General features: G+C 60.7%; 20 protein-coding genes and 2 pseudogenes. 14 read left to right on the plus strand and 8 right to left on the minus strand.

Going from position 1 to position 26659, the window contains the following annotated elements:
* Positions 1-338 precede the first annotated feature (338 nt).
* The 3 genes and pseudogenes from GWG65_RS17335 to GWG65_RS17345 form a co-directional block, all read left to right on the plus strand.
* Positions 339-1853 carry a CYTH and CHAD domain-containing protein gene (locus tag GWG65_RS17335; RefSeq protein ID WP_275196768.1) on the plus strand — a complete coding sequence of 505 codons (1515 nt, stop codon included), beginning with the start codon at positions 339-341 and terminating at the stop codon, positions 1851-1853.
* A gap of 99 nt (positions 1854-1952) precedes the next feature.
* Positions 1953-2078 (plus strand): annotated as a pseudogene (locus GWG65_RS17340) (hypothetical protein); the annotation flags it as partial.
* A gap of 295 nt (positions 2079-2373) precedes the next feature.
* Positions 2374-2567 (plus strand): annotated as a pseudogene (locus GWG65_RS17345) (Ku protein); the annotation flags it as partial.
* Positions 2568-2910: 343 nt separating this feature from the next.
* On the opposite strand, the gene GWG65_RS17350 reads toward GWG65_RS17345, so the two are convergent.
* The 4 genes from GWG65_RS17350 to GWG65_RS17365 form a co-directional block, all read right to left on the minus strand.
* Positions 2911-3879, minus strand: coding sequence for an MBL fold metallo-hydrolase (locus GWG65_RS17350; RefSeq protein ID WP_275196769.1), 969 nt, complete (start codon positions 3877-3879; stop codon positions 2911-2913).
* Between the two features lie 26 nt (positions 3880-3905).
* Positions 3906-4307, minus strand: coding sequence for a hypothetical protein (locus GWG65_RS17355; RefSeq protein ID WP_275196770.1), 402 nt, complete (start codon positions 4305-4307; stop codon positions 3906-3908).
* A gap of 167 nt (positions 4308-4474) precedes the next feature.
* On the minus strand, positions 4475-5392 hold the full coding sequence (locus GWG65_RS17360; RefSeq protein WP_275196771.1) for an NAD(P)H-binding protein: 918 nt from the start codon (positions 5390-5392) through the stop codon (positions 4475-4477).
* A gap of 29 nt (positions 5393-5421) precedes the next feature.
* A complete protein-coding gene (locus tag GWG65_RS17365; protein ID WP_275196772.1) occupies positions 5422-6402 on the minus strand; it encodes a carbon-nitrogen hydrolase family protein in 981 nt (326 codons plus the stop codon).
* A 251-nt stretch (positions 6403-6653) separates the two neighbouring features.
* Here GWG65_RS17365 and GWG65_RS17370 point away from each other — a divergent pair, with 251 nt between their 5' ends.
* Positions 6654-7547 (plus strand): LysR family transcriptional regulator, encoded by an 894-nt coding sequence (locus GWG65_RS17370; RefSeq protein WP_275196773.1) that lies wholly within the window; start codon positions 6654-6656, stop codon positions 7545-7547.
* A 30-nt stretch (positions 7548-7577) separates the two neighbouring features.
* On the opposite strand, the gene GWG65_RS17375 is transcribed toward GWG65_RS17370, so the two are convergent.
* The 4 genes from GWG65_RS17375 to GWG65_RS17390 all read right to left on the minus strand — a co-directional run bounded on the left by GWG65_RS17375 (position 7578) and on the right by GWG65_RS17390 (position 14231).
* Positions 7578-9197, minus strand: a complete 1620-nt coding sequence (locus GWG65_RS17375; protein WP_275196774.1) for a DHA2 family efflux MFS transporter permease subunit — start codon at positions 9195-9197, stop codon at positions 7578-7580.
* Between the two features lie 4 nt (positions 9198-9201).
* Entirely contained in the window at positions 9202-10419 is a 1218-nt protein-coding gene (locus GWG65_RS17380; RefSeq protein WP_275196775.1) for an HlyD family secretion protein, read from the minus strand.
* Positions 10420-10574: 155 nt separating this feature from the next.
* Complete coding sequence (locus GWG65_RS17385; protein ID WP_275196776.1) at positions 10575-11114, minus strand: hypothetical protein; 540 nt, start codon at positions 11112-11114, stop codon at positions 10575-10577.
* Positions 11115-11399: 285 nt separating this feature from the next.
* A complete protein-coding gene (locus GWG65_RS17390) occupies positions 11400-14231 on the minus strand; it encodes a winged helix-turn-helix domain-containing protein (protein WP_275196902.1) in 2832 nt (943 codons plus the stop codon).
* 976 nt (positions 14232-15207) lie between these two features.
* Here GWG65_RS17390 and GWG65_RS17395 point away from each other — a divergent pair.
* The 10 genes from GWG65_RS17395 (at position 15208) to GWG65_RS17440 (ending at position 26641) form a co-directional block, all read left to right on the plus strand.
* Positions 15208-15432, plus strand: coding sequence for a hypothetical protein (locus GWG65_RS17395; RefSeq protein WP_275196777.1), 225 nt, complete (start codon positions 15208-15210; stop codon positions 15430-15432).
* A gap of 2 nt (positions 15433-15434) precedes the next feature.
* Positions 15435-15668 carry a hypothetical protein gene (locus GWG65_RS17400; RefSeq protein WP_275196778.1) on the plus strand — a complete coding sequence of 78 codons (234 nt, stop codon included), beginning with the start codon at positions 15435-15437 and terminating at the stop codon, positions 15666-15668.
* Positions 15669-16147: 479 nt separating this feature from the next.
* Positions 16148-19006 (plus strand): winged helix-turn-helix domain-containing protein, encoded by a 2859-nt coding sequence (locus GWG65_RS17405; RefSeq protein WP_275196779.1) that lies wholly within the window; start codon positions 16148-16150, stop codon positions 19004-19006.
* Between the two features lie 266 nt (positions 19007-19272).
* Entirely contained in the window at positions 19273-20613 is a 1341-nt protein-coding gene (locus tag GWG65_RS17410) for an epoxide hydrolase (RefSeq protein WP_275196780.1), read from the plus strand.
* Between the two features lie 124 nt (positions 20614-20737).
* Positions 20738-22078 carry an epoxide hydrolase N-terminal domain-containing protein gene (locus GWG65_RS17415; protein WP_275196781.1) on the plus strand — a complete coding sequence of 447 codons (1341 nt, stop codon included), beginning with the start codon at positions 20738-20740 and terminating at the stop codon, positions 22076-22078.
* Positions 22079-22287: 209 nt separating this feature from the next.
* A complete protein-coding gene (locus tag GWG65_RS17420; protein ID WP_275196782.1) occupies positions 22288-23115 on the plus strand; it encodes an alpha/beta fold hydrolase in 828 nt (275 codons plus the stop codon).
* Positions 23116-23266: 151 nt separating this feature from the next.
* Positions 23267-24475, plus strand: a complete 1209-nt coding sequence (gene soxC, locus GWG65_RS17425) for a sulfite dehydrogenase (protein ID WP_342760653.1) — start codon at positions 23267-23269, stop codon at positions 24473-24475.
* Positions 24462-25007, plus strand: a complete 546-nt coding sequence (locus GWG65_RS17430; protein ID WP_275196784.1) for a cytochrome c — start codon at positions 24462-24464, stop codon at positions 25005-25007. Before soxC ends, GWG65_RS17430 begins: the two co-directional genes overlap by 14 nt.
* A 74-nt stretch (positions 25008-25081) precedes the next feature.
* Positions 25082-25486 carry a DUF302 domain-containing protein gene (locus GWG65_RS17435; RefSeq protein ID WP_275196785.1) on the plus strand — a complete coding sequence of 135 codons (405 nt, stop codon included), beginning with the start codon at positions 25082-25084 and terminating at the stop codon, positions 25484-25486.
* Between the two features lie 186 nt (positions 25487-25672).
* Positions 25673-26641, plus strand: coding sequence for an MBL fold metallo-hydrolase (locus GWG65_RS17440; RefSeq protein ID WP_275196786.1), 969 nt, complete (start codon positions 25673-25675; stop codon positions 26639-26641).
* The last annotated feature ends 18 nt before the right edge of the window (positions 26642-26659 follow it).

Below are 26659 nucleotides of genomic sequence, written 5' to 3' on the forward strand. Positions count from 1 at the left end.
CGTCATAAATACGTAATCTTACGCCAACGAACCTTTCTGCAGTTCCAGTTTTGCAATACGCTGGCGCACTATTGGACGGGGTAAGCAATGACTGAACGCACGCAAACGACCCGCGTACTGCGTCACCGCCTTTTAGAGGAGGCTCGAAAGGAATTGCTCGATTTCGAGCGTCCAGAAAATGAGTTCCGTAAGAGGGACCGAGAGGAGCGCGCCGCAGAGCTGCGACTTCCACTGGAGGAAATCAAAATTCACTAGCCCGGAGGCCGCCTTTGGCGGTTGACGGGTCCAGCTGAGAGATTATGACCGTTTAAGTTGGGACACATCGTGGAGAAGGAACCGTGGTCGCGGAGATTGAACTCAAGCTCGCCACGTCGAAACGCGGTCTGCAGCAGGCGATGGCGCTGTCGTGGCTGAAGAAGCAGGCCAACGATGTCAGCCGCAAGCAAGAGCTCACCTCGGTGTATTTTGATACCGATGATTTCGTGCTCCGCAAACATGGCATCAGCCTGCGGGTACGTAAGGCCGGTGCACAGCGGCTGCAGACCATTAAAGCCAACTCCAGCGCGCTGGTCACCCGCGAGGAATGGGAAACGGAGATTGACCGCGACGAGCCCAAACTGGAGTTGGCCCGCGACACCGCGCTCGCGCCGCTCCTGACGGCCAGGCTGACGAAACAGCTGAAACCCATGTTCGAGACGCGCGTGGAGCGCGTCGTCATTCCCTTGCATATTGGCGACAGTGATATCGAGTTAGCCTTCGATCAAGGCTGCGTGGCCACGGCGGGTGCGAAGCTCGACCTCGCCGAGATCGAGATCGAATTGAAACATGGTGATCGCAGCGAAGTCGCGCGGCTTGCGAAAAAGCTCGTGCGCATCGCCCCCATCACGTTGTCCGTTCGCTCCAAGGCGGAGCTGGGCTATGCGTTGCTCGACGGCGCGCTGGATGCTCCCGTCTTTGCTGAGCCGGTCATGATGGCGCGAGAGGTCACGGTTGCAGATGCCTTTGCCACGGTCGGCTTCGCCTGCCTCCGCCAGATCGCGGGCAACGAGGGCGCGGTGCGGAACGGTGATCCTGAAGGCATCCACCAGATGCGGGTGGGCTTGAGACGGATGCGCGCAGCGCTATCGCTGTTCAACGATATGCTGCATGACCGCAATGTGAAGGGACTGAAACGAGAGCTGAAATGGCTTACCGAACAGCTCGGTCCTGCGCGCGACTTCGATGTATTCGTCAGTGAGACGCTAACGCCGTATCGTGCCAAGCATCCGGACCGGCAAGAGTTCGAGATCCTGGAGCACGATCTCGAGAGAACACGCAACGCTGGTTTTGCGACTGCAAGAGCGGCGGCTGGAAGCGAGCGTTTCCGTAGCGTATTGCTAGATTGCGCGTTGTGGCTGCTTGATGGCGACTGGCGCAACGAGACCGATGCGTTGACGCAAGCGCTGAGGACGCGCCCGGCGCGTGCGTTCGCGCAGGACGAGCTCGCCCGCCGCATCCGCAAGATTAGCAAGCAGGGGCTCAAGCTTGAGCGGCTCGATTGGCGCAAGCGTCACAAATTTCGGATCGCGGTGAAAAAGGTACGATATGGTCGTGAATTCTTCGCGGCGCTCCGTTGCGATGGCCGCAAAGCCGGTCGTAAGCTCGAGCGCGCCCTGAGAGAACTTCAGAGCGAGCTCGGCACACTCAACGACATGCGCGTGCATCTAGAGCAGGCACGGGAGTTCGCCTGCGCTGGCAAAGCGGCAAAAAAGGCTTTCGCGATTGGCTGTCTCACCGGCTGCGAGGAGACTTCCGCAAGCGACGTGCTGACGAAGGCACTTGCGGCAGGGAAGCGGTTGCAGAAGGCGGCGTGACTTTAGATGTCACATGATGGCCAGTGTCTGGTCATTCATCCACGGGCGCTACAGGACATGGAGAAGCTGCGTACGACGCGGGGATAGGACTGGCGCTTTGGCCTGAATGAATGGGCGCTTTCTGGCGACGGGACGGTCCGGAAGGATGCCTCCGCACTGAACAAGCCCAGTGGGAAGATCACCTACCGCTTTCACGCCCGCGATCTTCATCTCGTCATGGGCCCGGCCATCGATCACCGGCAACACGCTGATCGCCGGCTTCGCCAGCACCATCGGCAGGTCGTTGACTTCGCTCGGGCTCGAAACCATCGGTTGGCGGGAGACTTGCTACGTCGTAATCGGCCTTCATCATGGGCAAGGGCAAGACGATCAAGGGAATTGCTCGTGACCTGAGGATGTCACGGAACACGGTTCGGAAGGTGCTGAGGTCGGGAGAGACCTCGTTCGAGTACGAGCGGTTGGTGCAGCCGAGGCCAGAGCTGGGGCGATGGGCCTCGGGGTTCGACGGATTGCTGGTGGCGAGGTAACGAAGGAGGAGCTTGAGCACATCGCGCTTGAGTCCACGCGCACGATCGAGATCGATGAATTCGTAGACCGCGAGATCGTCCGCGCTACCTGATCCGCCCCTATTATCTGCGACCAGATGGAAAGGTCGGGCACGACGCCTTCGCTGTCATCCGGGGGACCATCCGCGAGATGGACAAGGTCGCCATCGAACGCGGTGAGGCGACGCTGCGCCTTGGGGGCAAGAGCGGAGTTTCGATCGCGCTCGATTGGGACGCGCGATGCATCGACATCGATCCGGCGATCGATATCGCACGTTCGCATTTCCGCGCCCGAGATCTCCTCGATCGAGCGGGTGCCCCATCGCGGGCTGCACTCGTGATGGCCTCCGCCTCCTCCTGCCGGCACGGGCATCACCTATGCCGGCTTCCCCGGCGTCGGGACACGCGATCTTTCCCACACGGCGGTGGAATTCGTCGCGGGTTGCTGTTGAAGGACGCGGCAGGCAGAGCGGCAACGGCCGGGAGTGGGCGACTACGCCTTCCACGTGTTCCTACGGCACAAAGCGCTTTCCGACCGCCGACGGGACGACGCGAGCCCCGAACCGCTGGGCCAATTGTCCCAACGCCCGCCAGCCGGTGCAGTGCGCCGGGGCGATCAGTTGGAGGTCGAAGGCCTCTAGCGCGTCGACGGTCTCCGGAATGATCGCCTCGGTCGGGCCAGCCAGGTGGAAACCGCCCAAGACGCCAAAGAGGGGGATGCCGGGAAATCGCTCCGCAGCGTGCGTGAGAACATTGATCAGGCCGGCGTGCGAACAGGCCGTGAAGACGAACAGGCCCTTGTTCGCCAAATGGACGGCGACGAACCGCTCATCCACCAAGAGCTCATCGGGGGTCCACTCGCCGGCGGCGTCCAGCCTGTGCTGGCCGGGCATGCCCTTTTCGAAGGACGTCACCCGCGGGATCTCGCCGCTGATGAAGACGGTGTTCGATAGGACCGATTGCTCGTCACGGGTGATGATGAGATCAGCCCCATTCGCCGCCAGGACATGCTGGCTGGGAATGTCCTCCATGGGCATCAGACGGCCATCCTGGGCCTTCATTGCACGGGAGGCGAACATGTCGGGGTGCATGTAGGTCGGCACGCGCCGGCCCCCGTTCGCCAGGGTCATCATCTGCACTGCGCGCGGCATCGCTCCCGCGTGGTCCCAGTGGCCATGCGAGAGCATCATCGCGTCGACGCCGCCCATATCGACGCCGAGCCTGATAACGTTGCGCTCGAAGATGGTTTCGTCCGGACCCGTGTCGAACAGAAGCGTGTGTTGTAACGACGGGGTCCGGGTGGTGATCAGGCAGGACAGGCCATGGGCGGCGCAGCAAAGGCACCGTCCGCTGAGCCATTTCATCCCCCGCCGCCATGCGCCGGCCATCTCGGTTTCAACAAACCCAGGATTGGTCGACAAGCTGTCGGTGCCGTTGTCCACCAGGATGGTGATCTCGAGGCTCTCGACCGGCTGGATCATCGCTGATGCGCCTCGCGTCTCGGAACTCAAGGTTTCTGCTGCATTCCCTGCAAAAGGCGAAGCGGGTTGAGCGGGCCAATGGGGATCAGTTCGAAGCTCATCATATGTGCTTTTCCCAATGGCAGATTTTCGAGCATTTCGTGAGCGACGGCCGGATCGGTGACGTTGATGATGAACGCCACGCCCCGCTTTCCCTGCAGCGAGTACCACTGCTCGATCTTGCCATCGAGATAGAGGTCGACAGTTTCCCGAACTTCCTCCGGTAGGACAGCAAACACTTGCGCTTGTTCAAAACCGGGATTGATGGTCCCGATGGCGAGAATCTTGGTCGTCGGCGTGGTTTTCATAGCAGCTCCTTGTGCGTTTGCGGAATTAAAGCCGACAAGGCAGCCAATGAGTGCCAATGCGGCGGCAGAAACGAATTTCATGTTATCTCCCCTCTGTGTGTCGCTCAGGCGACCGGGTGAACCCGTTGGGAGAGCATCGCCTGCAAGGCAGCCGGATTGTAACGACAATCATTATCGCTCAACTCCGGTCTGAGTTAACAAGATGATTCGGCGGGGCATACTCGTCAATGCATCATCAAATCGCAGTTTCAGCTCCGCGTGAGCTCGGCGGCATGCTCCTTTACGAATTCGCGCATGCTCATTGGCTTCTGGCCGGTGACCTTAAGCACGTCATCGGTCATGCGGTCGAAGCGCCCCTGTCGGTGAAGCTCAGCCAACACCGCAAGGTGCTTGATCAGGTGCTCCGTTACGCCCAGTTCACGAAGCTTTTCCGACCATGCCGAGATCGGCACATTGCGGTAACGAATGGTACGGCCGAGCGCTTCGGAGAAGGCGCGCGCATAGTGATCCAGATCGGCAGACTCCGGGCCTGTCAGGTTGTAGATCTGGCCGATGTGTGGCGCAGGATTGTCTAAAATTGCGGCCACGACGCGTGCCACGTCGACTGCCGCGATCGGCGAGGACTTGGCATTGCCCAGCGGCAGCACCAGCTCGTCGGCTTCGCGTACGCCGTTGACCGCGAGGCGCAGGAAGAAGCTCTCCATGAATGCGGTGGGCCGCACCGTTACGACGGGCAGGCCCGACCACGTCAACGCCTGCTCCGCGAGCCAGTGCAGCTTGTGCTGCGGACTGTCAGTGGTCTCGGTGATGCTCATCCCCGTCACGGTCATCTGCGACATGTTCACGATGGCTTCGACGCCGTGATGACGCGCGACTGCAGCGAAGTTCACCGTTGCTTCCAGATAGGCGGCCGACACCGACATACTGAAGTAAATGCGCCTGCAGCCTTCGATGGCGCGATGTACCGATTGCAGATCGGTGAGGTCGCCGATGACGGTTTCGGCGCCGAGCTGACGCAAGGCCGCTGCGCGCTCGTCTTCGCGACGGACCATGGCGCGCACTTTGTGGCCCTTGGCGATCAGCATTGCCGTGAGATGACGGCCGATAGAGCCGATTTCGCCGGCTGCGCCAGTGACAAGGATGGGGCTGTCGTTGGAAACGCTCATGTGTATCTCCCTTAGATAGGCAAGTGTGACTACAGAAGTTCGCTGATGCGCCCAGCAACGGTGACCGGATGCGCTGCGCGATCGTGGACGTGCGCCGTCGGTGTCCGGTCGATCAACAGGCTGAGCAGTTCCGGACGGGCGTAGTGGCCGCGCGAGTCCATTTGCTGCTTGCGCTTATAGATCAGCTTGAAATCGAGGTCGGCAATGACTTCACCTTCGCCGGACCGGAGCGGTTCGCCCACCAGCGTACCGTCGGGTGCCACGATGGCGGTGAAGCAACCGCCGGAGATCGGGCCGATCTGGCAGCCCGTGTCCTTCATGATCTGCGCTTGCTGATCGGCGTCAAGCCAGGCGGTCGCGTTGACGACGAAGGCGCCGGACTCAAGGGCATGCTGACGGATGTTGATTTCCATCCTCATGGCAAATCCGTCGCCGAAGGCGGAGCCCGGGTACATGGCCGAATGGATCTGTTCGCCGTCGGCCATCAGCGCGTAGCGCGCCAGGGGGTTGTTGTGCTCAAAGCATGCGAGTTGGCCAATGCGGCCGACCTTGCTGTCGACGGCGCGCAGACCCGACCCGTCACCCTGGCCCCAGATCATGCGCTCGAAATGGGTGGGCGTGATCTTGCGGCGACGCTGGATCAAGGTGCCATCGGCATCGAAGAGCAACTGTGTGTTGTAGATGGTGCCGCCGTCACGCTCGTTGACGCCGATCGAGACCACCATGCCGGCCTTCCGAGCAGCCTCGCCAACTGCGTCGGTAGCCACGGACGGCACCGTCACGGCCTGATCAAGCAGCCTCAGATACTCATCACCGAACAGTTGGGTCATCGGGGTCTGGACGGCCGAAAAGTACGGGTAGTACGGCACCACGGTCTCGGGGAAGGTGGCGAACTGCACGCCCTTCTGGCCCAACGCGTGGATCTTCTTCACGACCTTCTCGACGGTCCCCTGGCGGCTGTACAGCACGGGGCTGATCTGCACGGCGGCAGCCTTCACGATGGTGCTCATGGCATGTTTCTTTCAGCTTGACGCTCCGAAGGCGTTCAATTGGGACGGATGCGACGGTGGTGACCGGGCCGAGACCCGTCGCGGATGACATTCGCGCACAAGCTGGACAACTCCCAGTTAGGCAATGTTAGGAGACGTTAGCTGTTGTGGGCTGCGGTTAAACGGCTCCCATCGTCCAGATAGGAGACAGATCACCGCGTGAGAATGCGCGGCAAACGCGATATAGTCTTCCGCTGAACGGGAGAATATCGATGAACCGGCTGGAAGACTATCAAGCGCTTACAGCGATTGTCGAAAAGCAGAGCCTCACCGCGGCTGCTCGTCATCTCGGGCGTTCGCTGCAATCGGTGAGCCGCTCCCTGGCTGCTTTGGAGCAGGAGGTCGGTGTCGAGCTCATCCGCCGCACGACGCGCCGTTCGAATCCGACTGACGCCGGGCTTGCGTTCTATCGAAGGCTGAACGCGGCGCTTTCCGAGATCGAAGCCGCCAAGCTTGAGACTTCCAACCGCCGGGCCGAAGCCACCGGGCTCTTGCGCATTTCCGGCTCGACGAGCTTCGTGCCGCTTCACATTGTTCCGGTGCTGCCGGAGTTTCTTGCAAGGTATCCCGGAGTCGAAGTCGAGCTCGAACTGTCGGATGGCTTTGTCGATCTTGTCGGCGAAGGAATAGACCTCGCGATCAGAATCGGCGACCTGCCGGACTCAGGCCTGAAGGCAAGGCGGCTGGCAAGTTCGCGGCGTGTTGTCTTTGCCGCCCCAAGCTACCTCGCCAAGTTCGGCCGGCCGCGAAGTCCCGACGACCTCAAGCGTCACCAGTGCATCGTCCGCACCACAACCCGATTCGGCAATGACTGGCCGTTCCCAGCGAAGGGACGGATGAAGGCCATCAAGGTTGCGGGGCGGGTTCGAACCAGCGGAGCAGCCACCGCGAATGCAGCCGCCGTGCAGGGTCTCGGCATTGCCGTCGGGCCACTTTGGCAAGTCCGGTCGCTAGTTGACCGCGGCGATGTCGAGCTGTTGCTCACGCGCTTCGAGCCGCCGCCCGTGCCAATTCATGCGGTTTGGCCCGCGACCAAGGTACTGCCGGCCAAGACTCAGCTGTTTGTTGAATTCTTGGCCGCGCGTTTGCAAAAGGAGCAGCTCTAAGCAGCCATCATCTCTCCATGTTCAGAATGGCTAGTGGCCGGCGGCACCATTTGTCGCAGCCTTCGACTTGCTTGTGGCCAGAATAGCGAGACCGGCCAGAACGAGAACCACGCCGAGCACCATAAAGGTGTCGCTAAAGCCCTGCACCAGCGCCTGCTGTTTCACGACTTTGCCCAGCGCGATGATGGCCTGCTGGTGCGCGGCGGCGGTATCAGCCACGCCGTGGTTCAGGAAGTAGTTGGTCAGTCCTGCGATCCGGCTGCGCACTTCTTCGCGGCCGAGATCAACCGATTGGCCGATGATGTTGGAATGAAACTGCTCGCGCTTGGTAACGATGGTCGCCAGCACCGCGGTGCCGATCGCGCCGCCGAGGTTGCGCATCATGTTGGAGATACCGGAGGCCGCCGCGGCGTCCTGCGGCGCAATGCTGCCGAGCGAGACGTTACTCAGGGGAGCCAACGTCAGCGCCTGGCCGATGGCGCGCACGATATTGGGAATCCAGAACTGGTCGCCGGAATAGTCCGGCGACATCGTGGTGTTCATGAAGGAGCTGTAGGCGAACAGCAGCAGGCCGAATGCGGCGAGATAGCGCGCATCGATCCGCTGCATCAGCTTTGGCACGAGCGGGATCAGGATCAGTTGCGGCAGGCCGGTCCAGGCGAGCACGTTCCCGATCTGCTCTGCGTTGTAGTGTTGGACCTGGCCGAGATAGGCGGGCAGCAAATAGATCGAGCCGAACAGCCCGAAGCCAAGGAAGACCGCGGCGATCGTTCCCAACCCGAAATTTCGGTTGGTTAACAGCCGCAAGCGCAGCAGCGGCTTTTCCACGATCAGCTCGTTGGCGATAAAAAGCGATAGGCTGATCGCGGAGATGATGGCGAGCTTTACAATGAAGGGCGAGCCGAACCAATCATCCTTGTTACCTTCCTCCAGCACGGTCTGCAGCGCCGAGAGCCCGATTGCCATGGTGGCGATGCCGAACCAGTCGCCTTCTTTCAGGAGGCTGAGCTGGATCGGCTGCCGCTCCAACGTGAAATAGAGCGTTGTTACCATCACCGCTGTCGGAATGACGTTGACGAAGAAAATGGTCTGCCAGCCATAGTTCTCGGTGAGATAGCCGCCGATGGTAGGACCGATTGCGGGCGCAAAGGTCACCGCGAGCGAGAACATCGCAAGCCCGATCGGCTGCTGGCCCTTCGGCAGTTTGGTGAAGACCAGCGTGAACGCCATCGGGATCAGGACGCCACCGAAATAGCCCTGGAGGGCGCGCATCGCGATCATCGTTGGCAGGTCATGGGCGAAAGCGCAGGCAACCGAAAATGCCCCGAACAACGTGGCGTGTGCGAGGATGATGTTGCGAAAGGAGAATACCCGGCTGAGATAGTCGGTGAGCGGGATCACGACGATCTCGCCGATCAGATAGGAGGTCGATATCCAGGAGCCGTTGTCAACGCCAGTACCGATGCCGCCTTCGATGTTGAGCAGAGAAGCGTTGGTGATCTGGATATTCAGGATCGCCATGAAGGCGCCGATCATCGCGGCGAGCAGCGAGATCCACACGATCGGGCTGGCGCTATCGAGGTCTTGCCGGGCTGCTTCCGGCGCGGCCTGGGACACAGGTGTCGAAACTGAAGGGGCGAGGGTGGACATGATATCACCTGCGACGAGTGACGTCGGCGATCTCAGAGTTTCGGGACGCCTTTCCGAGGGCTGGCGAGTGGGGCTGCGTCTCTATGGTCGGGATGGCCGACATGCCGGGGCGGAGCTCGATCGGCGCGCCCCCATCAAGCACGATCTTAACCGGGATGCGCTGAACCACTTTGGTGAAGTTGCCGGTGGCATTGTCCGGCGGCAGTAGTGCGAACTCCTGACCGCTCGCCGGCGCAAGGCTATCGACGCGGCCATGCACGATTTGGCCGGGGAACATGTCGACGGCGACGTTGACCGATTGGCCCGCGTGCACGTTGGTGAGTTGGGTTTCTTTGTAGTTGGCGATAATGTAGGCGCCGGTCGCCGGTACGAGTGACATCAATTGTGTGCCGGCCTGGACGAACTGGCCGGTCCGGAGGGTGCGGTCGCCGACCACACCGTCGATCGGAGCGGTGATTGTCGTGTAGCCGAGATTGAGTTCAGCCTGCCGCTGCAAGTCGGCGGCGTGCGCGGAGGCAGCGATGGCCTGCGCAAGCTCGGCTTTGAGCAGGTCGACCCGCTTCAGAGCGGAAACGAGGTTGGCGTGGTCCCGCTGGATGATCCTTTCCGCGCCGGCGTTGCGCGATTGCGCGGCCTGCGCGTTTTGCACGCTGCCGTAGCCGGTAGCCGCGAGGTCAGTGTAACGCTTGTTCTCCTGGCTCGCGAAGGTCTTGGTCGCGGTGTCCACATCGATCGTCGCCTTCGCCGCCTCGATCACAGCCTGCTGCACGTCTAGCTGCGCCTGCTTGCCCTCAATGACGGCCTGCGCCGCGGCAACATCTGCCTTGGCCTGGTCGAGCGCAACCCTAAAATCCCGATCGTCGATCCGCGCCAGCACGTGTCCTGCCGTCACGTGTTCGTTGTCGGCAACCAAGACGTCAGTCAGGTAGCCCGACACTTTCGGCGCTATAGTGGTGTTGTCGGCCTTCACGTACGCATCGTCGGTAGAGACGAGAAACCGGCCGACGGTCCAATAATTCCAGCCGTACCAGCCGGTCCCGGCCAACAGCGCCACGGCTGCACCTATCGCCGCCCAGCGCCGCAGCCGCGACCGCCACGCGATCGGGCTGGCCGAAACTGGTGTGGGCTCGATGACGCTGGCGCGATCGGTGGAGGGGCGCAACTCCTGGACATTGGCCGGAAGTGGCGACTCTGCTTCGATGGAATTTAGTTGTTGGATCATAGCGGACGCTCCTTGAGCCGACCCTTTCGGTCCCCTGTGGAATCGAGGTGTGCAGCCATACTCTGCACCCGAGCCGGCCTGTTAGCCCGTTAGGCGTTGTTAGACGTTGCGAGCGATGATCGATGGGAATCCAGTCCCGAGCGGGAACGCGTGCGCTACTCGAACGCAGCGTCGAAGATCTCCACGTCGAGGAGCGATGGCTTTGCCATTACGGTGCCGTCGGCCTCGCGGGTCAACGACCGACGAAGAGTTGGAATCACGATGCCGCAAAACGATTGATGCGCCGACGAATAGTTCGCGACCTTCATGCCGAAGAGATGATGGTCCGTCCGGCGCAGTAGGCCCGCCGCGTCGAAATAGAAGGTCCGTGCAGGAGAATGCGCCACAAGGTCCGGCGGAAACACGGCCTGAAGTCGGCGCCACGGCTGATCATGTTCATGCCAAGGCGGCAATTCCTCGATCTGGACACCAGGATGCGCCAGGAGGAATGGCGTGGTCAAATAGTCCCAGATGGAAAAGCCACAAAGGAAGACGAGATACGGCTCTTCATGGAATGTTTCCTCGGCCTCCTGCTGAAATGCCTGGTGCGGGTTGTTCCAGGACCGCAGAACTTCGCCCTCGGAATTTTCAATGGCGACGTAGTCCGGCCGATACACACCGCTTCTGCCGGCATCGGCAAACCCGGTTAATCGCACGATCCGCCTCCGGAAGCACCCTTCCGCGACAATGTCCTTGAATCGAGCAGCCTCACTGACCTGGGTCAGGAGCGCTCCGTCGACCGAAAGCTGGAGCGTGAATCGCGTCAACCTATTCCAGAGCGCCAAGCCTCCGCTGGCTTCAATCGCTTCATCAAGGAGTGCCATGCTTCATCCGGTCGTCATGAGGTCCCTCCACCATGACGGTATATTCATGGCTTGGCTTGTTAGGAGTTGTTAGTCGTTGCGAGACGGTCTCTCGGCGGCATGATATTGAAGATGCTGTCAATTCAGGGCGTTGAGGAGACACCTTGCAGCGACGAGGTCGATGCTGTCGAGGCCTTCTTCGTACCTTCCGTAGAGCGGCTCGATCAGAGCGCGCGCGTCTTCTCGGAGACCGGCCTCCTGCCAAAGGCGTCCAAGCGTGATCGCAGCGCGCAACTCCCAGCCGAGAGCGCACTGCTTGCGCGATAGATCTAGCGACTGCTGGAGACAGATTTCGGCCTCCGCAGCGCGGCCAGAAGAAGCCAGAATGTGTCCCTTGATCCGCAACATTTCCGGCATGTCGAAAGATTCGTCGATCTGAGCGATGGCTTCGTCGATCAGACGCAGCGCCTCGTCAAGCTGCATCAACTGCGCTCGGGCTTCAGCCTGTGCTGTTGCGAACACTGTCATCATCGGCCGATAGCGAGTTGCGGATAACGTGGCTTGACAGCGGTCAAGATGGTCCATACCGCCAGCGAGGTCCCCGCGGCTCATCAACAACACTCCCTTCAGGCCAACGCCGACGGCATGATGAGGGCGTAGGAAGTGCCTCGCCGTGTGGTCGATGAACCTTTCGATCATATTTTCGGCGTCAACCCAGTCACCAATCCAGAGAAAGACAGGGATTGTCCAGAGCATCGCGAGACTGAGGCTCAGTGGCGTGCGAAGACGCTCCGCTTCGCTGATGGTATATCTTGCCGCATCGACGGCACAGTCCGGCCGGCCAGTGAGCCAGAGAGCCCGCGAAAATCCAATGATGCCGAGGAGGCGATCGTCAAATCCAAGGTGAAGAATACTGGGTAGCTCAGAGCCTGGATTCTGCACCATGGCGCTTTCGCAAAGATGAACGGACTTGCCCTGATTGCCGATCAGGTGATGCACCCCGCCGAGCATCCATTCGGCATATAGCCTGCTTGCAGGATCGGCCAGCGCCTTTGCAACGATTTCTCCCCGCTCGGCGGTGCGTAACGCGCCTTTAAAGTCTGCAATGCGGATGTCATAGATGTAAAATGCCCGGAGCAACCAGAATTGCCAATGCAAGTCGTTGAGCTGTTCGGCAAGGAGCAGGCTGCGCGCAAAGGTAGATCGGACCGCCTCCACGTTGCCCTGCGCAAACATCACGGAGACGCCAAGCGCAGCCTGCAACTCCATCTCCAGCCGGCCGCCGATCGATGTTGCATCAAGCGACGTGATGGCTCGCTGCGTCCAGTGGTGACACTCCGTCAGCAGCGAAAGCTCGAGAAAGAATGGCGCTGCCGACGCGGCGAGGTCTACGCCGATCGTTTGATCGCCGTGATTGGAGAAACTCCACTCCAGTGCGGCCCGCACATTGGGCAGGTGATCTACGTAGGGGAGGAAGCCACTGTCGCTTTGCAAGCCAGTAAATTTGACAGAGATCTCCTTAAGAAAATCGCGAAAATATTCCGCATGGGCGCGGGCGGCTCGGTCTGTTTCACCGCTTTCCGCCAGCTTCTCTCCGAGAAAGGTGCGGGTCGTATCGAGCAGGCGATATCTCAGTGGCCGCTCCGAAGGCGTCGCGATGAGCGATTTTGACAGCAGGTTTGCGATGGCCTCGGCCGCCTCGGGTTCGCTAACTCCCTGATAGGAAGCAACCCTGAGCGCTGCTTCCAGCGTGAACGGCCCGACGAACACCGACAACCTGCGCAAAGTGGTGCTCTCGACGGGAGGCAGAAGGTCGTAGCTCCAGCCGAGCGCGGCGCTAAGGGTCTGATGCCTTGGAATTGCCGTACGTCGCCCGCGCCACAACAGCGAAAAGCGGCTGTTGAGGAGCGATGCGGTGCCAGCGATGCCGTAGGCGTGGACCCGTCCGGCGGCAAGTTCAATCGCAAGTGCGATGCCATCCAGGCGCTGACAGATCTCCGCGACCAGGGGAGCCTCTTCTTCGCCAAGCTGGAACTCTCCAAGATTTGCGGTGACCCGTTCGACGAAAAGCTGAGCCGCGGGATAGGTAAGAATATCAGCAATGCTCAGCCCGTCGCACTGCGGTGGATAATCCAGCGGAAAAAGCCGAAACACCCGTTCGCTTTCGGCGCGAAAAGACTCCCGACTTGTCGAGAGAACATGGATGTCTGGCAGTTCTCCAACAATGCGTTCGACCAACGGCGTCAGCGTATCGACGATATGTTCGCAACTGTCGAAGATCAGAAGGATGCGTCGACCGCGCAAGAATGTCAGCAAGCCGGACAAAGGATCTTCTGAGAGAACTTTTAGTCCGAGCACTGACGCGATGGTGTGTGGAACAAGCTTGGCATCACCAAGCGCACCGAAATCGACAAAGAAAACCTGCCCTCCGAAAGCTTCGAGTTGGCAATGCCCTACAGCGACAGCGACTGAGGTCTTGCCGATGCCGCCAGACCCAACGATGCTTACAAAGCGATGAAGCGAAAGCTCAGCCGAAATCTTCTCAATCGCCTCGGTCCGTCCGATCATCTTGGCCAGTGGAGCCGGCAGGGAGTGATTGGGGCTCACGTTGCCGACGGATGGCGCGCGCGAAGGCTCGGTACGGGCAAGGGATGCGGTGAAGCAATAGCCGCGCCCGGGAACGTTTACGACATACCGCGCGCCCTCGGCGGTGCCACCGAGCACCTTGCGCAAAGCGGTGACGTGAAAGCGAAGACTACCCTCGTCAACATTCACATCGGCCCAAACCTGCTTGATCAATTCTCGCTTGTCCACCACCTCGCCGGGACGCTGTGCAAGGTAGACAAGAATGTCGAGCGCGCGGCCCCCGACATGGAGTGGAGCACCGTCCTTCTCCAATAGCCGAGCCTCGGGAAAAAGCCGGAACGGGCCAAAAGAAATGGGATGTTTTTGGATAAGCTCGTCTGGCACGCGTACTTGCCCCTCGAAAAAGGGAAGGTCCAGATTTAGCGTTTTCTCTACGCGAACGAAGTCTAGAGCAAATTTGCCGAAGCAGTGAATCGCTTGACAAGGAACCGGCTTTGGAGCCCTTGCGCGTTCTTGCCCAAGTCGTGTTTTTGGGGGGGTGGTGTAAAAGTACTTTGTCCACCAAGCGCTTAGGTAGTCTGTGATGCGCCGCAACGGAGAAAGCCCGTTTGGGCGCAGTCGCGCATTCGACCTCCTCGGTCATTTGGTCAGCGTCCTTGACGGTGAAACCTCCGCCGAACTTGTCAGTCATGGGCGCTCTCGGCTTCCAGGGGCGCGAGACCACTGCCGACGCGATCTACGTTCAGCCCAACATACCTGCCCCGGCGCAGCCGGAAGACGCAGCGTCTGGTCCGATGCTTACGCAAAGCTGCGCTTCTTGAAGTTCGGCGCGTGGTACTTCGTTGAGCCGCCGCTGGTCGGACTACTGGCGCTTGTGCTCCGTCTGATCGACGGAATGGAGGCGCCTGCCGCACCATCGAAGAACTTTGAGACGGCGCGCTCGACAGAATGCTCCCAAAGTGACGGCGGCCTGTCGCGCTTTTGTTACTCGCGCGCCTGTGCGTTCGGCGCAGCGTTGACGCGCAAGCCATGTTCATTGCAACGGGAATTGCGACTTCTCGCAATGACTAACGCTCTCTAACAGCACCTAACGAGCGTTCTCTCACCTCCTGTGCGAACTAAGGACAGCGCCAAAAGGAGGTCACCATGCTCAAGTGCTCCGAAAGTCGTAGACATGGCAGAGCCACGCGATGCGCGATCTGCAACGGCAGGTTTGGCCTCATCCGATACTACTCGTGGCGAACCCCCCTTTGTTCCAGCAAGTGCGTCGATCGCTTCAAAGCTCGCCGGGTAAGTGACTACAACTGGCTGCCCTGGTTCCAAACCTTGGACCAGGCGCCAAGAACCGCATGAGGGCGCCATGACTTTAGAGATCTCACGACGAGCCAAGGAATACGTGAAAACAGCGCAGAGCTTGCTCCGCGTGGCCAAAACCATGACCGACCAAGCGATTGCGGATCAGCTCAAAGCCCTTGCCGACGACTACGAGCGGCGAGCGGAGAAAGCTTCGTATGCTGATGCGGTCAAAGCCATGGCTCGCTCGACTGCTAATGCCGAAACCGAGGCGTTGTTCGAAGGAGGCTGAACATGACTCACGTCTACTTCCACTGCTCCAACAGCAAGGAGGTTTTGGTCGATCGCTGTGGCGCCGTGATAGAAGACCTCGCTGAGGCGCGTGATCAAGCGGCCTGCGTCGTGAGATCGCTCGCTATGGCGCGCAGCTTTGAAGATTGGCGTGGCTGGATCTTGCACGTCAACGACGACCTCGGTGATCAGCTGTTTGTTGTCCCCTTCGCTTTCGTGCTGGGCAAGCCCCATTGAGGTCACCATGCTGGCCATTCAGTCGACGACGGTGCCGCTCCGCCGAAGCGTGAATGGTATCCTGAAAAGATTGAGCAAACTCATTGCGACTGCTTGTGGTCCGTATCGGGTCGAGCCTCACTATTCGCGTTGAGCCTGGTCCTCGATGGTTCGCCAAGCACGGCGCGCCGGCATCCGCATCCGATTTGGATTGATTCACCCGCGGTGCTGTTTCGCATACCGCTTAGCGAAGGTCTGAAGGTAGCTTCGCAAGGTGTTTGGGATCCCGCCGCTTGAAGGCCTTGCGCGAAGCATTCGGGCAGAAGTGCATCGCGAGGCCAGTCGTAGCGGCACCACCGTGACAGTCATGACGCCTGCCCTCGGATAACGGCCGCGACGAATATCGAAGCTTAGCCAACCTTTCGGCGGGCGCTACGGGTCGTATTGTCGGGAAGTTTGGTGTAAAAATGCTCCACCAGCCGAGGCCAAATGGGTGTTCTGTGGCGAGCCGCGACGGACCAGGCCCAATTATCGATACCGAACCAGTCCCGGACGAATTTTCCTTCGGGCCATTTCGCGTTGTTACGCGCGCTCGCCTCCTGGAGCGCGATGGTACGCCGACCTCGCTTGGCAGTCGTGCATTCGATCTTCTCTGTATATTGGTCAATCGCCCTGGCGAAGTCGTTGGCAAAGCCGAACTCATGGCTAAGGCTTGGCCCGGTCTAACCGTCGACGAGAGCAGCCTGCGCTTCCATATCACTCAGTTAAGGCGTGCGTTGGGAGACAGCCAGGACGGCGCGCCTTATGTCGCGAATGTCCCCGGGCGCGGCTACTGCTTCGTGGCGCAGGTCGGCCGCGCCGCGTCACCGCCGAAGCAGGCATTCCTTGGGGAAGGAACGCCAAATCCTCACCTTCCGGTCGGGCCAGCCCGCATCATTGGACGGGAAGCAGACATCGTCGCGCTCATCGATCGCCTGACCGCACGTCGGTTCGTCACGCTTCGCGGCCCCGGAGGAATCGGCAAGACGACGCTCGCGGTCGCCGTCGCGCATAAAATTGGAAACCGGTTCAGAGACGGCGTCCGATTCCTTGACCTCTGCAGTCTCAAGGACCCGCAACACGTCGTCTTCGCCGTGGCGTCAGCGCTCGGCATGTTCGTTCCGGCCGGAGATCCCAGTTCTCGGCTGATTGAGTCACTCAAGGACCGGCAGATTCTGCTGGTGTTCGACAGCTGCGAGCACCTCGTGGAGGGAGTCGCGCGCCTTGCCGAACAGATCTACCAGCATGCCTCGAGCGTTTCTCTCCTGACGACCAGTCGTGAATCGCTTGAGGTGGCAGGTGAGTTCGTACTCGCAATCGCGCCGCTAGAAAGTCCCCCCGAAAACCTCGGCAGCAAAGCCGAGCTTGCAAAGTACCCCTCTACTCGGCTCTTCGTGGAGTGTGCTGTGGCGGCTGGTCGTAGTCCGCCTTTCACGGATGCCGAAGCTAAGATCATAGGCCGCATCTGCCGCAAGCTCGACGGGTTACCCCTCGCGATTGAACTAGTCGCCAGCCGGCTTTCGGCGCATGGCTTGATCGAGATAGACGAACTCATTGAGGGGAGACTTCGCCTTGCCTGGCGTGGGCGCCGTACTGCGCCGCTCCGCCACCAGTCGCTAAGTGCGGCGTTGGACTGGAGCTACGAACTCATCTCGCCGGCCGAGCGTAGCTTGCTAGAGAGTCTCAGCGTGTTTCCTGGCCAATTCACACTTCAGGGCGCTAGTGCGCTTGCAAGCGACTCTCACGAGCCCAAGGAAACCACCGGTGTTTTAGAGCAGTTAATCGCCAAGTCTCTGGTGTCGAGCCGTCCCAAGGCCGGCCAACCGCTCTTTCGGCTGCTGGATACCACCCGGGCGTACGCGAAGGAAAAGCTCGCTGCATCTGGCGCGGCGAACGCGGCTGGTCTGAGGCACGCGAAATACGTACATCAGGCGTTAACGCCCCGCTCCTATGAACCGGGGGGAGAGCGACCGGGTGGTTGGGCTCATCGAGCGGAACTGCTGTCGGATGCCCGGGCGGCATTGGGGTGGGCTTACTCCGACGCCGCGGACTATGACCCTGAATTCCAAATATCCCTCGCATCCGTCTGTGCGCGGCTGTTTGTAGAACTAAACCTGCTTGAGGAATGTCGCGTATGGGCGGGTCGTGCGCTGGCCGTTTCGGAAAACGCTCTTAAGGATGGGGCCACGAAAGTGGAGCTACTGTGGGCTTTCGGGCACGCTGCGATGTCGACGGCGCGGAGCAGCAAAGAGAGTGAAGCAGCGTTGTGGCGCGGTCTGAAGCTGGCGCAAGAGATTGGCGATCTCCAGAACCAATTCCGGCTGCTCAGCCGACTACACGCCTTGCACCGCCGAACCGGAGATCCGCGATCGCTTCTCGAGGTCTCGTTGCTCGCCGAAGCCGTCGCGATCGAAATCGATGATCCGGCAGCGCTGGCCCGCGCACAATCCTTCCTTGGAGACGCCTACCACTTGAGTGGTGATCAGCGGCGTGCTTGGGAGCTGCAGCAAGCGGGGGCGGCCGCGGACGCCGCGATTCCAAATCTGCCGGTAGACCACTTTGCGAGTCCTCGCGGCGCGCAAAACCTGTCGTGTACTAACTTGTGGCTCCTTGGCTTTCCGGACCAAGCGATTGCTGTCGCGAACCGCTTAGCCGAGCCGAGCTCAAATTCCGACCTTGTATTGTACTGCGGAGGACTCTGTTTCGCTGCCCGCATCTATCACTGGGTCGGAGAGTTGAGCAGGCTGGAGGAGGTAATTGACCGGCTAGAAAACTACTCGCGCAAGCATCGGTTTGGGCCATTGCTCACGGGCTCCCGCGCGTTGAGAGGTGTTCTGCATGTTGCACTCGGTGCCGTGGACGAAGGTGTCAAGCTACTCCAGCCGGGGTTACTTGGCATGATCGCTGATCGTTTCGAGGTCCATAGCGGGCCCGTGGCAATCGCGCTGGCCGAGGGGATTGCGGCGCTGGGGCGGCCAGCGGATGCTCTCGCCTCGATAAACGCACGGATCGACGCTACCGCGGCGGCACAGGGCGACAGCTGGGAGATGCCGGAATTTATGCGCGTTCGGGGCGAGTTGCGGGCGCGAAACGGTGACTCATCGGGGGCAGAACAGGACTTTCTCGCCGCAATGGATTTGGCAGAACGACAATCGGCCTTGTCTTGGCGGCTCCGGGCCGCCTCCAGCTGGGTGCGCCACGCACGATATGGTGAGGCCGCGGCCATGGCCGTCGCTGAGTTACAGCGAACCTATGAACGCTTCGAGGAAGGGTTTGATACGGCAGACCTGCGCGCCGCCCGAGATCTTCTGCAGCGCTAGTATTGACGGAGGACGGCGGCACGCGCCCCTGCCGACGCTTGCAACATACAGCACAAGGTCTTGGCACCAACAGTGGCAATTGGTGATGGACCTTGGCAGGCCGTGGTGTCGAAGGTCACAGGCCGGCCGCTCGATTTGTCGCCGCTCGCAACGTCTAACGGTGTCTCACAACCCATAACGGGCATTTTCCCTGCTTCTGCGCGAACGTGGTCTGGGGCCAATTTCCAGTCTGGTCCGCGCAATTCAATGAGGTCAGGAGAAACGCGATGCGCAAGCCGCAAGGTTTCGAAGTCACCAATCCGGACCGGCGCCAGTTCTTGAGCACGGCAGCCGCGGGGATTGCGGCGGCAGGCGCCGCGAGCCTGTTTTCCGCCTATCCGTCGCAGGCTGCCTCGAACGACGGCATCCGCCCGTTCCATATTCATGTCCCGGAGGCGGAGTTGATGGATCTGCGCAAGCGCCTGGCGGCGACCCGGTGGCCTGACAAAGAGACCGTCGCTGATGAGTCCCAGGGCGTGCAACTGGCGGCCATGCAGGAAATCGTGCACTACTGGCACAAGGACCATGACTGGCGGAAGATCGAGGCGCGGCTCAATGCTCTGCCGCAATTCGTCACCGAGATCGACAGCCTGGACATTCACTTCATTCACGTCCGTTCGAAGCATGAGAACGCATTACCGCTCATCGTCACGCATGGCTGGCCGGGGTCGGTCATCGAGCAGCTCAAGATCATCGATCCGCTGACCAATCCTACGGCGCACGGCGGCAATGCGTCGGATGCATTCCATCTGGTGATTCCGTCCTTGCCGGGTTACGGCTTTTCGGGAAAGCCGGCTGCGACCGGCTGGGATCCTGCGCATATCGCCCGCGCTTGGGTCGCGCTGATGAAGCGCCTTGGATATGCGAAATTCGTCTCACAGGGCGGCGACTGGGGCGGCAATATCACCAACGTGATGGCTGAACAGGCGCCGCCAGAATTGCTCGGCATTCACGTCACCTTTCCCGAGACCATTCCTCCCGATGTCGGCAAGGCACTGCAGGCGGGCGGCCCGCCACCATCCGACCTCTCGGCCGAAGAAAAGCGCGCGTACGAGCAGCTAGTCAGGCTGCGTACAAAGAACCTGGCCTACGCTTTGGAGATGGGGACGCGCCCGCAAACACTGTACGCGTTCGCGGATTCTCCCGCTGGTCTTGCAGCGTGGATTCTTGACCATGGCGACAACTACGGTCAGCCGGCGTCGGCGATCATGTGGGCCGTGCTGGGGCACGCCGTCAATAGTCACTCGGCGGGCGCTCTTACCCGAGACGACATCCTCGACAACATCACGCTGTATTGGTTGACGAACACGGCGGTGTCCTCGGGCCGTCTCTTTTGGGAGAACAAGCGCCGCCTCTTGAGCGCGGTCAATGTCTCCATCCCGGCCGCCGTGACCGTCTTTCCTGGCGAAATCTATCAGGCGCCGCGGAGCTGGACAGAGCGCGCGTATCACAAGCTCATCTATTTCAACGAGGTCGATCAGGGCGGCCACTTCGCGGCCTGGGAGCAACCTGAGCTCTTCAGCGCAGAACTTCGAGCCGCTTTTAAGTCTCTGCGTCAGTCGACTTGAGCATTGTGAGTGGTGGGGACGAGCCCCCCTTCATCGGTGGTCATGTGTCACTTACGGCACAGCGAAATTCCTCGAGATCAATCGATTCGATTAACATAATTCAAAGCAGCCAAGGAGATTGGCCATGGCTACGTCAAAGGCTTCCGAAATCATCGATCGAGATCGGCGCCACTTTCTGAGCACCGCCGCGATCGGAGCCGCCGCAGCAAACGCCACGGGCCTTGCTGCCAGCCATCCGGCGGCGGCCGCGACGAGTGGCGACATCCGCCCCTTCCGGGTCAATTTCGCAGAGGAGGCGCTTGTCGATCTGCGCCGGCGCATCCACGCGACAAGGTGGCCTGACCAGGAAACGGTCATTGACGAATCGCAAGGCGTACAACTCGCGGCGATCAGGGAGGTCGCGCGCTATTGGGGATCGGACTACGATTGGCGCAAGTGCGAGGCGAAACTGAATGCGCTGCCGCAATTCATGACCGAGATCGATGGGCTCGAGATCCATTTCATTCATGTTAACTCGAAACACGAAAATGCGCTGCCACTCATCGTCACGCATGGATGGCCCGGCTCCGTCATCGAGCAGCTTAGGATTATCGCCCCGCTCACTGATCCCACAGCCCACGGCGCCAGCGCATCGGATGCGTTTCATCTAGTGATTCCGTCCTTGCCTGGGTACGGATTTTCAGCCAAGCCGACCACGCCCGGCTGGGATTCAGATCGCACTGCACGCGCTTGGGTCGTGCTGATGAAGCGCCTCGGATACACACGATTTGGGGCGCAAGGCGGTGATTTGGGCGGCGGTATCTGCACTGCGATGGGCAGACAGGCACCGCCGGAATTGCTGGGCATTCACACCAACTTCCCGGGTACCATTCCCCCGGACATCGCAAAAGCGCTGCAGGTTGGCAATCCGCCGCCATCGGGTCTTTCGGCCGACGAGAAGCGCGCCTACGCCCAGCTCGCGATTCTGTTCGCGAAGAAGCGCGCTTACGCCCAAATGATGACGACACGCCCGCAAACGCTGTACGGATTGGCGGATTCGCCGATCGGCCTGGCGAGCTGGCTTCTTGACCACGGCGACGGCTATGGCCAGCCAGCCGCGGCAATCATGTCGGCTATTCTCGGGCGCACGATAAACGGACATCCGGCAGACGGCCTGACACGCGACGACGTGCTGGACGACATCACCCTCTATTGGTTGACCAACACAGCGGTTTCTGCGGCGCGCTTCTATTGGGAGAATCGCATCAACCTCTACAACGCCGCCGACGTCTCCATCCCGGCGGCCGTCAGCGTCTTTCCCGGCGAGAACTACCCGGCGCCGCGGAGCTGGACAGACAAGGCCTATCACAAACTTATCTATTTCAACGAGGTCGAGAAGGGCGGGCACTACGCCGCCTGGGAACAACCTCAGCTTTTGAGCGCAGAGCTGCGCGCCGCCTTTAGATCGCTGCGTCAGTCGATTTGAGAATAACAGCGCGTGCCGTGTGCGCGCCGTCCCTCCACCAACATCGAGGCAAGAATCATGAAAGCATCCGGCTACGTCAACGGCAAGTTGGAGGCCGGCGCCTGGACTGAGTGCCAAAATCTAACAGCGTATCACAACGCCTAACTTCGTTTGATCGCCGGCTTCCCGCATGATGACCAAGTCTTCACACACATGGAAAGGAAACAAAAATGGAACGTCTTATTCAGGTTGCGATCACCGCTTCAGCGTTGACCGCCACGATGGCATGCGGCGGTGTGCAGGCCGCTGAAAAGCCCACAATCGCTCTCGTCCACGGCGCGTGGGAAGAGTCGAACGTGTGGGGTAACGTAACGCCGAAGCTCAAGGCCGACGGCTACAAGGTCATCGTTATTACGATGCCCGGACGCCCCAACAATCCGGTGCCTGTCAACAAGATAAGCCTGGACCTCTATCGCGACACGATCATCAAATCGATCGCCAAAGAGAGGCATCCCGTCGTTCTCGTGGGACACAGCTTCGCCGGCATGACCATCTCTGCCGTCGCCGAAGCCGAGCCATCCAAAATAAAGACGTTGGTCTATCTTGCTGCCTACTTGCCCAAGAACGGACAGTCTCTGCTGGATCTCGGCAACTCCGACAAGGACAGCAAGATCGGACCGTTCCTCAAGATCATGAAGGATCAGGGAATTGCCGTCGTCGATGGGGCCGGTCGTGCCGATCTGTTTTGCAATTTGTGTCCGCCGCAATTGCGCGCGGCTGTTCCGAACCTGATTGTCGATGAGCCATTGGCACCGCTCGTGACCCCAGTTCATCTGACGTCGGATCGGTTCGGAAAAGTCGACAAAGTCTATGTTCACACGGCGCAGGATGTTGTCGTGAGCCCGAGCCTGCAGGCGTCCATGCTAATGGCAACCCCCGTGCGCCTCGAGTTGACGCTCGATACCGGCCACACCGCGTTTCTCACCGATCCGGATGGCGTAGCGGCTGCCATCGAGAAGGCGGCGAGTCCGGTCGAGATCGGCGCAAACGCCAGGTAGCAGCCAGAGACGCGTCACCGGATCGAACAAGTCGTTCGTCGAAATCACGCCGGGCGGGGTGAAACGCCGCCCGGACACGTCTCCCGAGATTCGAGGAATTCGTACAATGAGCGAAAGCGAACCGGAATCTCCGACCCTCTCGCGCAGGCGCATGCTAAACCTCGCATCCGCCAGCATCGGAACCCTGGTTGCGAGCCCGGCGCTGGCGGATACGCTTGCCGACGTGCCGCCGCGCGAGCCCGGCGCGGATCTCAGCGCCCACAGCGAACGGTCGAAATTCGTACAGATCGGCCGCATTCCCGAGGCTGGACCGGGCAAGCGCAAGGTCGATCCGGACGAGGCGATCAATTCCAAGACACCTCTCCAGAAGCTGGTCGGAAGCATCACGCCTTCGGACCTGCATTACGAGCGCAGCCATTCCGGTGCCCCCGAACTCGATCCTGACAAACATCGCCTACTGATCCACGGCTTGGTGCAAAAGCCGCTGGTCTTCAGCGTCGACGACCTCAAGGCGATGCCATCGGTCTCGCGTGTCGTCTTCATCGAATGCACCGGGAACGGATGGGAGAACTGGAAGAAGGCCGACCCGAACCTGACCGTGCAGAACACGCATGGTCTCGTCAGCACCAATGAGTGGACGGGCGTGCCGCTCAAATTCCTGGTCGACCTCGTGGGTATCGATCGTGGCTCGAGGTGGATGCTGGCCGAGGGGGGCGACGCGGCCGGCGTTGCCCGCAGCATCCCGCTCACGGACGAAATCCTGGACGAAGCGTTCGTGGCCTATGGCCAGAACGGCGAGCCGCTGCGGCCCGCACACGGCTTTCCGATGCGGCTGGTAATGCCAGGGTTCGAGGGCAACCTCAATATCAAATGGCTACGCCGGATGAAGTTCGGCGATCAACCCTGGATGACGCGCTGGGAAACCGCGCGCTATACCCAGCTTCTGGCCAATGGCAAGGCGCGGCAATTCCAGCTTCGGATGGAGACCAACTCGGTCATCACCTCGCCATCGGGAATGATGGAGATTCGCCCGGGCTACAACCGCATTACCGGCATTGCGTGGAGCGGCCATGGCAAGATCGCGAGGGTCGAGGTAAGCACCGACGGCGCGAGGAGCTGGAAGCAGGCGCAGTTGAGCCATCCCGTGCTGCCGAAAGCGCAGACCCGCTTCCAGATCGACTGGGACTGGGACGGCAAGCCCACGAAGATCGTCAGCCGCTCCACGGACGAGAAGGGCAACGTCCAGCCTGATCGCGGCTCCTTCATTGCGGAAATGGGGAGGAACGCGCTGTTTCACTACAACGCACAACAGACCTGGAGCATCGATGAGGCCGGGAGGATTCGCAATGCGCTTGCCTGAGACGCTTTTCGCCAGCTTCGCGGTCGCGGCCGCCTGCATCGCACCGGCGCTTGCCTACGACTTCGGACGCCGCCCAACGCCCGACGAGATCAGACTGTGGGACATCGACGTGCGGCCTGACGGTAAGGGCCTTCCCGAAGGCAGCGGCGCCGTCGCCCGCGGCAAGCAAGTGTTCGAGGAGAACTGCGCCGCGTGCCATGGCGATGGCGGCCAGGGCGGCATCAAAGATCGATTGGTCGGCGGGCAGGGCACGCTGGCGTCGGATATGCCGGTCAAGACTGTCGGGAGCTTCTGGCCCTATGCGACGACGCTGTTCGATTACATCCGCCGCGCCATGCCATATCCCGCGCCTGGTTCGCTCAGCGACGACGATACCTATGCCGTGACCGCCTACATTCTCAGCCTCAACGGAATCATTTCCGCAGATGCCAGCCTCGATAAGGCGTCGCTCCCGCAAGTCAAGATGCCAAATCGCGACGGCTTTATTCCCGAGGCGGAGTTCGGCCCGACCCGGGGCGCTGGAAGGAAATGAGATGGCGCTTCGCCGAGCGGGCGATAATCGCCTTCGCACTGACTGCACTGATTGAACTAACAGGAGCACGAGCAATGGCGACAGAGGGACTGATCACGATACGCAGCGGCCATGGATCGGAAGAGACGATGAACAGGCTGGAGGCCGAAGTCAGGGCCAAGGGCATGACGGTGTTCGCCCATATCGACCATGCGGCGGGCGCGGCCGCCGTGGGGCTGGCGCTCCGGCCGACCGATCTCTTGATCTTCGGTAACGCAAACGGCGGCACGCCGCTGATGCAATCGGTGCAGACAATCGGGATCGACCTGCCGCTGAAGGCGCTGGTCTGGCAGGACGCCTCGGGCGCGATCTGGCTTTCGTACAACGACCCGCATTTTCTTGCGGAACGCCACGGCCTGGATGATGCCACCAAGGCCGCCATCGAAACGATGTCGGCCGCGTTGAAAGCGATCGCGACCAAAGCGACGGCAACGCCGTGAACTCATGGAACAGGAGGCTTGCCATGGGTACCACCTCTCACACCGGTCGACGATGTCGGCGAGTTCTACCGACAGGCCGGGGCAATCGATACGCCGTTCACCCCGTTGCTGCATGGATTCCGACAGACGCTCCTAGCCATGCGCCGGTTTGGTGCCAGTGACAAGCACAGCAATACGGAGGTCTAAATGTCTTCACGTCAGCACGCCATGACGCGGCGCCGCTTCTGCCTGTGCTGCGCGGCCGCCACGACCGTCGCCGCAAGAGGCGGCTGGCTCAGTCCTTCGCAAGCCTATGCGGAGGCCCGCACCCTCGTGGACCTTATCCGCGACGATGCCGCCAAAGCGCCCATCAAGGTTCACAAGCTGCGCAGCGATGTCTGCATTCTGGAAGGGTCGGGCGGCAATATCGCGATGCTGGCCGGCACCGACGGCAAGGTGTTCATTGACGGTGGGATCACCGCCACGAAGCGGCGGATCCTGGAAGCCGCCAACAGCCTGAGTCCTGATCCGATCAAGCATCTGATCAACACCCATTGGCACTTCGATCACACCGATGGCAATGAATGGCTGCACGGTGAGGGAGCGGCGATCGTCGCGCATGAGAACACCCGCAAGCATCTGCTGGCGGCGCAACGGGTCGAAGACTGGAACTTCAATTTCCCGCCTTCGCCGCCCGCGGCCATTCCGGCCGAGGTGATCTCCGCGGAGAAGACGCTGATGCTGAACCGCACCACGCTTCGCCTGAAACCCTACGGCCCAGCGCACACCGACGGCGACATCTCGGTCTCGTTTGCCGAGGCCGATATTCTTCATACCGGCGATACCTTCTGGAACGGCATCTATCCTTTCATCGACTATTCGACCGGCGGCAGCATCGGTGGGATGATCAAAGCGGCGGAATCCAATGTCGCCGCAGTCGGCAACAATACCATCGTGATCCCCGGCCACGGCCAACCCGTCAGCAACAAGGCGGAGCTCTCGGCCTATCGCGACATGCTGGTTGCCATTCACGAGAACGTCACCCGGCTGAAGCAGCAGGGCCGCTCGATCGAGGAGACGGTCGCGGCCAGGCCGACGGCGGCGTTCGACGCAAAATGGGGTCAGTTCGTCATCACGCCGGAATTTTTCACCCGACTGGTTTACCACGGCGCTTGAGAGCGAAGGAAACCGGAG

The organism is Bradyrhizobium sp. CSA207, assembly GCF_029051685.1.
Taxonomy (GTDB): Bacteria; Pseudomonadota; Alphaproteobacteria; order Rhizobiales; family Xanthobacteraceae; genus Bradyrhizobium.